This window comes from Parafannyhessea sp. LCP19S3_B1, assembly GCF_052121955.1.
GTDB lineage: Bacteria > Actinomycetota > Coriobacteriia > Coriobacteriales > Atopobiaceae > Parafannyhessea.
Genome location: NZ_JBQKDH010000001.1, coordinates 214,523 through 221,510, shown reverse-complemented (window position 1 = coordinate 221,510; position 6,988 = coordinate 214,523). Strand labels below are relative to the sequence as shown.

Here is a 6,988-nt window from a genome sequence, read left to right as displayed (position 1 = left end):
GTCGCGGCCATTGGCGGCCGCTTTCGGCCCCCGGCGCTCCCCGCGACCGCCCGCGGGACGCGCGGACCCGCGTCCGCCCTTGCCCCGCGCGCCGCCCCTGTCGGGACGCCCGGCGCTTCTCGGCTGCATCTTCGACATGGGCCCCCTACGCCTTCCTCGTCAGGCGCGCGCCGGCTGCGGTGTCCTCCACCACAAGGCCCAGCGCGGCGATGCCGTCGCGGATGGCGTCCGCCGTCGCCCACTCCTTCTTGGCGCGGGCCGCCTGGCGCGCGTCCAGCAGCGCCTTCGCGGCTGCCGCGGGGTCGTCTCCCTGGTAGCCGGCGTGCTCGGCCGCAAGGTCCACAAGCTCGTGCGGAAGGTCGCTCTCGCCGATCTGGGAGAGGTTGATGCCCAGCACGTCGGAAAGCTCGACGATCATGTCGGCCGCACGCAGCGCCGGCGCGGTCGCCGCGTCGTTGCCGGCGTCCGCGAGGTACTTGTTCGCGGCGGTCACCAGGCCAAAGATGGCCGCGAGGCCGCCGGAGGTGTTGAAGTCGTCGTCCATCTGGCGCACGAACTCGTCGTGGGCCGCGTCGATGGCGGCGCCCAGCTCGCGGTCATTGGCAGAGAGCTCGCCGTCCTGCGGCGCCATGTCAGCGGCCCAGCGCAGGTTCTTCACGCAGGTGCGCAGGCGCTCCAGCGTGCCGACGGCACCGTCCAGCTGGTCGGTCTGGAAGTCGAGCGCGGAGCGGTAGTGGGTCTGCAGCATGAGCAGGCGCACGGCGTCCGCGGGGTACTTGTCCAGGATCTCCTTCAGGGTGAAGAAGTTGCCAAGCGACTTGGACATCTTCTCGCCGTTCACGCGGAGCATGCCCGTGTGCATCCACACGTTCGCAAGCGGGCGGCCCCACGCGCACATGGCCTGCGCGGTCTCGTTCTCGTGGTGCGGGAAGACGAGGTCCTGGCCGCCGCCGTGGATGTCGATGGGCGTGCCCAGGTAGCGGTGGATCATGGCGCAGCACTCCGTGTGCCAGCCGGGGCGGCCGTCGCTCCACGGGCTCGGCCAGCTGGGCTCGCCGGGCTTCGCGGCCTTCCACAGGGCGAAGTCGAACGGGTCGCGCTTCTGGTCGTTCACCTCGACGCGCTCGCCGGCGCGCAGCTGGTCGAGGTCGCGGCCGGAGAGGATGCCGTAGTTGTGGTCGGACCTCACCGAGAAGTACACGTCGCCGTTGTCGGCGGCGTATGCGTGGCCCTTCTCGATCAGGGCCAGGATCATCTGCTGCATGGCCTCGATCTCGCGCGTGGCGCGCGGGCGAATGTCCGGGTCGAGGATGCCGAAGCGGTGCATCTGCTCGATGAAGGCGTTGGAGTACTCCTCCGCCACCTCCGCGGCCGTGCGGCCCTCCTCGTTCGCGCGGTTGATAATCTTGTCGTCCACGTCCGTCAGGTTCTGGGCAAACGTGACCTCGTAGCCCTTGTACTGCAGGTAGCGTCGGATCACGTCGAAGCTCAGGAACGTGCGCGCGTTGCCAATGTGAATCTGGTCGTACACGGTGGGGCCGCACACGTACATGCGGACCTTGCCCTCGTCGATGGGCCTGAACTCTTCCTTCTTGTGGGTCTGGGAGTTGTATACGAGCATCGTGGTTCTCCTTGGGTGTGAGCGGGCGTGGCCCGCGTGCGTTCATGGCATGGCATTGTAGCGCTTTGCGCCTGGGCCGCGGCCCCGGGCGCCTCAGTCGTTACATCGCCTGGCGCCCGCGGCGTCGCCCTGGCCGTCGTCCAGAAGCACCACGGCCCACGCGGCGATGCCCTCCTCGCGGCCCACGAAGCCCAGCCGCTCCGTCGTGGTGGCCTTCATGCCCACGCATCCCACGTCCACGCCCATGGCACGGGCGAGGTTGCCCCTCATCTGGTCGCGGTACGGCGCGAGCCTTGGCGCCTGCGCCGCGATGGTGCAGTCGCAGTCCAGCACGCGCGCGCCGCGCTCGCGCACCACGTCCATCACGCGCGAGAGCAGCACGAGGGAGTCCGCCCCCTCGAACGCGGGGTCGTCGTCCGGAAAGAGCTGGCCGATGTCGCCGGCGCGAAGCGCACCCAGTATGGCGTCCATCAGGGCGTGCGTCACGACATCCGCGTCGGAGTGGCCCAGAAGCCCCCTCTGGCTCGGCACGTCCACGCCGCCCAGGATGCACCTGCGTCCCTCCGCGAAGCGGTGGACGTCGAACCCGTGTCCTATGCGAAGCACGTCTCCTCCTCACTCAAGGCCGCAGCCCTCCTGGATCAGGCGCCGCTCGAGCAGCGTCTGCGCAATGGCCAGGTCCTCGGGAAGCGTCACCTTTATGTTGTCGCGGCTGGACTTCACGCACACCACGCGCCCGCCGTGGCGCTCCACCAGCGACGCATCGTCCGTCCCCACGAACTCGTCCCATATGGCCGCGCGGTGGGCGGACACGATGGCCTTCGTCCTGAACACCTGCGGCGTCTGCGCGCACCAATAGAAGCTGCGGTCCGGCGTCGCCACGACGGAGTCGCCTTCCACCAGCTTCAGCGTGTCCGTGCTGGGCACGGCGCAGATGGCGCCCGCCACCGCATCGTCCCCGCGGACGCGCGCGATGCAGCGCTCCACGTCCTGCGTGCGCACGAGCGGGCGCGCGGCGTCGTGGATGGCCACCATCGAGAAGCCCGAACGCCCGGGCACGGCGCACAGCCCCGAGTACACGGACTCCTGCCTCGTCGCGCCGGAGTGGGCTATGGTCACCGGGCAGCGCAGGCGGAGCCTGCCCAGCACGTCGCGGCGCATCTCGTCCTCGCGCTCCGGCGCGCACACCACCACGACGTGCCCCACGGAGGGCGCCCTGTCCAGCGCGAGCACCGCCCAGCACGCTATGGGTAGCCCGCACAGCTCCACGTACTGCTTGCCCCGCGGGTCGCCAAAGCGCTGGCCCACGCCGCCGGCAACCACTATCGCGCACGTGTCCTGCCCGGATCGCGTGGGCGCGTCCTTCTCGGCCAGGGCGCATGCGCACGGCCTTGGGGCGCTCATGCGCGCTTGCCCCACATGCGGTACAGGCTGTCCGCCAGGATGCTGGGGTTGTCCACGCCCACGCTGTCCAGGCGCGACGGGTTCTTCTCGATGTCGTCGAGCAGGTTCTGGAGCGATCCGTACTCGTCCACAATCTTGTCGGCCATGCCCTTTCGCACCACGGAGATGTTCGACAGCGTGCGCAGGCCCAGCGGCGTCAGGATGGAGTCCTCGCTCTTGCCCTCGTAGCCCAGGATGGACGCGACCACCTTTGGCTGGCGCAGGCGGGCGTTGTCCGTCTCGTGCAGCTGCCTGCGGATGCGGGCCGCGTTCTCGCGCGAGGAGTCCGCCGCGTAGTCGCGCACCAGCAGCGTGTAGTTCTCGCTCGCGTCGCCCACGAACTCGTCGCGCTGCATCTCGATGGTCTTGCCCTCGCTTCCCAGCTCCAGGATCAGGCGGTCCAGCTGCTCCGCCACGGTGGCCAGCACCTCGAACAGGTAGATCGTCTCAGTTATGTCCGAAAGCGTGACGTAGTTGTCCAGCTCGAGCGTGGTCAGGCGCAGCAGGCTGCGGTCGAGCTGCGTGCGCGTGCTCTGCAGCGACACCAGCAGCTGGTTCACGGACGCCATGATCTGCGTCACGGTGCGCAGCTGGTGGCCCTTGCCGTCCACGAAGACGTTCACGACCTGCCGGCGCTCGGACACGGATATCACGATGGCCTTCGTGAGCAGGCTCATGCGCGCGGCGGTGCGATGGCGCATCCCCGTCTCGCTTGTGGGGAGCGACGGGTCCGGGTTCAGGTGGTAGTTTGCGCGCAGGATCTGGGTGAGCCCCTTGTCGATCACGATGGCGCCGTCCATCTTGCTGAGCTCGAACAGGCGGTTCGCGGTGAACGATATGTCAAGCTTGAAGCCGTCGTCCCCGGCGGCCAGCACGGCGTCCGTGTCGCCTATGCAGATGAGCGCCCCCATGTGGCCCGCGATGATCATGTCAAGCGCGTGCCTGAGCGACGTTCCCGGCGCGGTCTGGCGAATGGCCGAGCGCAGCCGCTCCCTGCTGTCCTGGGCCCTGTCCACCTCGTTCTGGTCCATCGGCTCACCCCCATATCACAGCCGGCCCGCGCGTCGCGGGCCGGCCAACGTCGTCACCTACAGTATATTGCTTGCGCGGGGCGAGAAGAACCCCGCCCCTTTGTCGCGGCTACTCCGCGGAGGCAAGCCCCCCGGAGGCCCCGGGCGTCGCGTGGCCGCCGGCCGGCGCGCTCCAGTGCTCGCGCGCGCGGGGAAGGTCCATGTGGACCCTCTCGGTCACGGCCGGGATCTCTCCCTCGCCCTTCGAGAACGTGAGGCCGTCCTCGCCGGCGTCCACCGCGATCACGTCGCCCGCCTTCCAGGTGCCCATGAGCATCTGCTCGGACAGCGGGTCCTCGATGAGCGTCTGGATGGCGCGGCGCAGCGGACGCGCGCCATAGACGGGGTCCGTGCCGCGCTTCGCGATGTAGTCGCGCGCCGCGTCCGTCAGCTCGATGGACATGCCGTTCGCGATGAGGCGGTTGCGCAGGTCGCGGATCATGAGCTCCACGATCTGGCGCAGCTGATCGCCCGTGAGCGACTTGAACACCACGATCTCGTCCACGCGGTTCAGGAACTCCGGGCGGAACAGGTGCTTGAGCTCGCCCTCCACGCGACTCTTGATCTCGCGGTCGGAAAGCCCGCCGTTGCCCTCGGCGCTGAAGCCCATGGGCGCCGTCTGCGCTATCTCGCGCGCGCCTATGTTGGACGTCATGATGATGACGGTGTTGCTGAAGTCGACGGTGCGGCCCTGGCCGTCGGTCAGGCGACCCTCGTCCAGGATCTGGAGAAGGACGTTGAAGACGTCCGGGTGGGCCTTCTCGATCTCGTCGAACAGCACGACGGAGTACGGGCGCCTGCGCACGGCCTTCGTGAGCTCGCCGCCCTCGTCGTAGCCAACGTATCCGGGAGGCGCGCCCACGAGCTTGGACACCTCGTGCTTCTCCATGAACTCGGACATGTCGAAGCTGATGAGGGCGTCGTCGCTGCCAAACAGGAACTCCGCGAGCGACTTCGCGAGCTCCGTCTTGCCGACGCCGGACGGCCCGAGGAAGATGAACGAGCCGCCGGGGCGACGCGGGTCCTTGAGCGGCGAGCGGCTGCGGCGGATGGCGCGCGCGACCTTGCTCACGGCCTCGTCCTGGCCGATGACGCGCTGGTGCAGGGCGTCCTCGCAGCGCAGGAGCTTCGAGGCCTCCGCCTCGGTCAGGTTGGACACCGGGACCCCGGTGATGTCCGAGACCACGTCTGCTATGTCCTTCTCGTCCACCACGACGACGTTCTTGCTCTGGCGCTCGTGCCAGGACTTCTCGAGCTCGTCGCGCTTGGACGTGAGCTCGCGCTCCTTGTCGCGCAGGCGCGCGGCCTCCTCGAACTCCTGGGCCGTCGCGGCCTTCGACTTCTGCTCCTTGATGCGGGCGAGCTCCTCGTCCACCTGCGCGAGCTCCGGCGGCAGCGTCGTCTTGTGGACGCGCGTGCGCGCGCCGGCCTCGTCGATGATGTCGATGGCCTTGTCCGGAAGGAACCTGTCCTGCACGTAGCGGTTCGAGAGGCTGACCGCCGCCTCGATGGCCGCGTCCGTGTACTTGACGTGGTGGTGCTTCTCGTAGCGGTCCTGCAGGCCGTGGAGGATCTTGATGGTGTCCTCCGGCGTGGGCTCGCCGATGTTGACGGGCTGGAAGCGGCGCTCGAGCGCGGAGTCCTTCTCGATGTGCTTGCGGTACTCGTCCACCGTCGTGGCGCCGATGACCTGGATCTCGCCGCGGGACAGCGGCGGCTTCAGGATGGAGGCCGCATCGATGGAGCCCTCCGCGGAGCCCGCGCCGATGATGGTGTGGATCTCGTCGATGAAGAGGATGTCGTCCTTGCTCTTCATCACCTCCGCGATGACCTTCTTCATGCGCTCCTCGAACTCGCCGCGGTACTTGGAGCCGGCGACGAGCGAGGCGACGTCCAGGGTCCAGATCTGCTTGCCGCGCAGGATGTCCGGCACGTTGCCGGCGGAGATGAGCTGCGCGAGGCCCTCGACGATGGCCGTCTTGCCGACGCCCGGGTCGCCCAGGATGAGCGGGTTGTTCTTCTGGCGGCGGGCAAGCACCTGCATCACGCGCTCGACCTCGCGGTCGCGACCGATGACGGGGTCGAGCTTGCCGTCCGCCGCCAGCTTCGTGAGGTTGCGCCCGAACTGCTCCAGCATGGAGCCGTCGTCGGCGGACGAGCCGCCCTGCGGCGCGCCCGCGCCCATGAACTGCGGGCCGAAGCCGACCTCGGTCGCGGCGGAGGCGGGCTCGCCCTTCTCGCCCTCGCTCTCCATCAGCTCGTTCACGGCGTTGCGCACGGCGTCGCCGGACACGCCCATGCGAGAGAGCGCGGTCATGGCACGGCCGTCGCCCTCCGCGACGATGCCCAGGAGCAGGTGCTCGGTGGCGATGTAGGTCTGGCCGCGGGTCACGGTCTCGCGGTACGCGTCCTCCAGCACGCGCTTGGCGCGCGGCGTGAACGGGATGTGGCCGCCGGGGACGGGCTCGGTCTCCTCGGACGAGATCTCCTTGATGGTGGCCACGGTCTCGTCATACGTGACGTCGAGCTTCGCGAGCGCCTGCGCGGCGATGCCGTCGCCCTCGCGGATGAGCGCGAGCAGCAGGTGCTCCGTACCCACGTACATCTTGCCGAGGCTGCGGGCCTCCTCCTGCGCGAGGCTCATGACCTTGCGGGCCTTGTCTGTGAACTTCTCGAACATGCGGGGTCTGACGCCTCCAATCCTTGTGCTTCCGCGACCCCACGCGCATGCGGGCCCACGGATGTTGGTTTGCTTGTACGTCTGTACCCCGTTGCGCGGCGGCTATAACGCACGGCGGGCTTTTTTGGGACCACGTCCTCAAAACCCCGACCGAGGGGGCCGTCCTTCTCGTCC

Annotated in this window: 5 protein-coding genes; all 5 read right to left on the bottom strand. The window is 68.8% G+C overall.

All coding sequences use genetic code 11. From position 1 onward, the window contains the following. Positions 1-145: 145 nt before the first annotated feature. Positions 146-1,621, bottom strand: coding sequence for a cysteine--tRNA ligase (gene cysS, locus ACTQWE_RS00910; protein ID WP_441855140.1), 1,476 nt, complete (start codon positions 1,619-1,621; stop codon positions 146-148). A gap of 93 nt (positions 1,622-1,714) precedes the next feature. Continuing rightward, entirely contained in the window at positions 1,715-2,227 is a 513-nt protein-coding gene (gene ispF, locus ACTQWE_RS00905) for a 2-C-methyl-D-erythritol 2,4-cyclodiphosphate synthase (protein ID WP_441855138.1), read from the bottom strand. A 9-nt stretch (positions 2,228-2,236) separates the two neighbouring features. Continuing rightward, positions 2,237-3,025, bottom strand: a complete 789-nt coding sequence (ispD, locus tag ACTQWE_RS00900; protein ID WP_441855136.1) for a 2-C-methyl-D-erythritol 4-phosphate cytidylyltransferase — start codon at positions 3,023-3,025, stop codon at positions 2,237-2,239. Then, positions 3,022-4,095 carry a DNA integrity scanning diadenylate cyclase DisA gene (gene disA / locus ACTQWE_RS00895; protein WP_170103908.1) on the bottom strand — a complete coding sequence of 358 codons (1,074 nt, stop codon included), beginning with the start codon at positions 4,093-4,095 and terminating at the stop codon, positions 3,022-3,024. The genes ispD and disA overlap by 4 nt, the downstream gene beginning before the upstream one ends. A gap of 109 nt (positions 4,096-4,204) precedes the next feature. After that, the gene (locus ACTQWE_RS00890) at positions 4,205-6,814 is read right to left on the bottom strand and encodes an ATP-dependent Clp protease ATP-binding subunit (protein ID WP_441855134.1); all 2,610 of its coding nucleotides are present in this window, start codon (positions 6,812-6,814) and stop codon (positions 4,205-4,207) included. Between the last annotated feature and the right edge of the window lie 174 nt (positions 6,815-6,988).

Bases quoted from the DNA above. Each gene is read 5' to 3' on its own strand.
- disA (WP_170103908.1), bottom strand. From the start codon at position 4,095: ATGGACCAGAACGAGGTGGACAGGGCCCAGGACAGCAGGGAGCGGCTG.
- cysS (WP_441855140.1), bottom strand. From the start codon at position 1,621: ATGCTCGTATACAACTCCCAGACCCACAAGAAGGAAGAGTTCAGGCCC.
- ispD (WP_441855136.1), bottom strand. From the start codon at position 3,025: ATGAGCGCCCCAAGGCCGTGCGCATGCGCCCTGGCCGAGAAGGACGCG.
- ACTQWE_RS00890 (WP_441855134.1), bottom strand. From the start codon at position 6,814: ATGTTCGAGAAGTTCACAGACAAGGCCCGCAAGGTCATGAGCCTCGCG.